1 protein-coding gene is annotated in these 2296 nt (G+C 67.6%); it reads left to right on the forward strand.

Features of this window, described 5'->3' with window-relative positions; genetic code table 11:
- Nucleotides 1-39: 39 nt before the first annotated feature.
- Nucleotides 40-2296: WD40 repeat domain-containing protein (locus LCE31_RS39005; RefSeq protein ID WP_374118712.1), on the forward strand; the 2257-nt coding region annotated here is incomplete at its 3' end.

Raw genomic sequence — 2296 nt, forward strand, 5'->3', positions numbered from 1 at the left:
GGGTTGGGTCCGGGGTCGGGGCGGTGGCCGGTGTTGAATATGACTCCTACGGGGCGGCCGTTGTGGGAGTTGGCTCATGGGCTTGCCGCGTTGGCGGGGGTGGACGTGGTGTCGGTGTATCGCTCGCTGTGGGAGGCTCCGGGGAAGGCACCGGGGTTGGTCGAGCAGGTGTTACGCGCGGCTCGTATCGACCCGAGTACGGGGCCTGCTGCGGGTATGGACGCGCGTCCTGATGCGGGTGCGGGTGCGATTTTTGACGCGGACGCGAATTCTGGTGCGGGTGCGGGTGCGGGTGTGAATCGTGATGTGGGGTCGGCTGTGGGTGGGGGTGGGCCGGTGCCGCGGTTGGTGTTGGTGGTTGATCAGTTGGAGGAGTTGTTCACTCTTGCTCAGGAAAGTGAACGGGGTCGGGAGGAACGGGCGGCGTTTTTCACGGCGTTGCGGGCGGTGACGCTTCCGGCGGTGTGTGGTGGGGCGCCGGTGGTGATGCTGGTGGCGGCGGTGCGGGGTGATTTCCTGGATCAGGCGTTGCGGTTTCCGCTGTTGGCGGAGGCGGTTGATGCCGAGGTGTTCGCGATCACGCCGATGAATGAGGGGGAGTTGCGGGCTGCGGTTACCGGTCCGGCGGCTGAGGCGGGGATTGTCGTCGAGGAGGCGGTTGTTGATGCGGTGGTGGCCGAGGTGCGTTCCAAGGATCCGGCTGTCGAGGGTTTCGGTGTGGGGGTGTTGCCGCTGGTCTCCCAGGCCATGTATGCCGCGTGGGAGCACCGCGAGCCTGGTGGGGGGTTGGACTTGCGGGCCTACCGGCGTGGTGGGGGGAGTACCGATGCGGTCAACCGCAGTGCGCAGGCTCTGTATGACGGACTGTCCTTGGAGGGGCAGTCGATCGCGGGTTCGGTGTTCACGCTGCTGACGGTCGTGTTCCCGGACGGGCGTCTGGCCCGCCGCCGTCTGGCTATCGGGCAACTCCACGCGGCTTGTGCCGCGGACCGGGCGGAGGTGGATGCGGTGATCAGCGCGTTCGCGGCACGCCGGCTCCTGGTCACCGACGGTAGCGGTGTCGAGATTGCGCATGATGTGCTCTTGACTTCCTGGCATCAGCTCACCGTGTGGCTGGAGGGTGATCGTCTCGATCGGAGTCTGCACAGTCGGCTGCTGGGTGATACCGCCCTCTGGCTCGATCACGGCAGGAACGGGGGCTACCTGTATTCGGCCGACCAGCTCGCCGAGGCCCGCACGGCCGTCGACCGGTGGAAAGCCGACACGGAGCGCTATCCGCAACCCACCTCCGACGCGACCGAGTTCCTCCAGGCCGCACACCGCACAGCACGCCGCGGCACCTACCTGCGCCACGCAGGTATCGTCAGCCTCGTCATGGTGACCGCCATCGCCACCGTCTTCGCCGTCTTTGCCTATCGAAACGCCGCTGATGCCTCCCGGCAGCATGCCGTTGCGCTTTCCCGCCAGCTCGCCGCGGAAAGCCTCAGCATCAAGGCCACCGACCCCGTCACCGCCCGCCGCCTCGCCGCAGCGGCCTGGCATGCTTCCCCGACCAAGCAAGCAGACGATGTCATGGTTCAGCTTTTGACCGAGCAGCAGCGAAACGGCATGCTGCCCGCGTCCACAGACCCGGTGTACGGGGTGGCGTTCAGTCCTGACGGGTCTCTCCTCGCCACCGGCAACGACGACGGCACGGTGAGGCTGTGGAATCCGGTGACCCGTAAACCCGTCGGTGGCCCCCTTCCCTCTGGTGGGGCCGGCCCCGTGCACGAGGTGGCGTTTAGTCCTGTAGGGTCTCTCCTCGCCGCCGCCCACGAAGACGGCACGGTGAGGCTGTGGAATCCGGTGACCCGTAAACCCGTCGGTGGCCCCCTTCCCTCTAGTGGGGCCGGCCCCGTGTTGGGGGTGGCGTTTAGTCGTGACGGGTCTCTCCTCGCCACCGGCAACGACGACGGCACGGTGAGGCTGTGGAATCCGGGGACCCGTAAACCCGTCGGTGACCCCCTTCCCTCTGGTGGGGCCGGCCCCGTGGTGGGGGTGGCGTTTAGTCGTGATGGGTCTCTCCTCGCCACCGCCCACGACGACGGCACGGTGAGGCTGTGGAATCCGGGGACCCGTAAACCCGTCGGTGACCCCCTTCCCTCTGGTGGGGCCGGCCCCGTGGTGGGGGTGGCGTTTAGTCGTGATGGGTCTCTCCTCGCCACCGGCAACGACGACGGCACGGTGAGGCTGTGGAATCCGGGGACCCGTAAACCCGTCGGTGACCCCCTTCCCTCTGGTGGGGCCGGCCCCGTGT

The sequence above is a fragment of the Streptomyces sp. 8L genome (genome assembly GCF_020176795.1).
Lineage (GTDB): Bacteria > Actinomycetota > Actinomycetes > Streptomycetales > Streptomycetaceae > Streptomyces.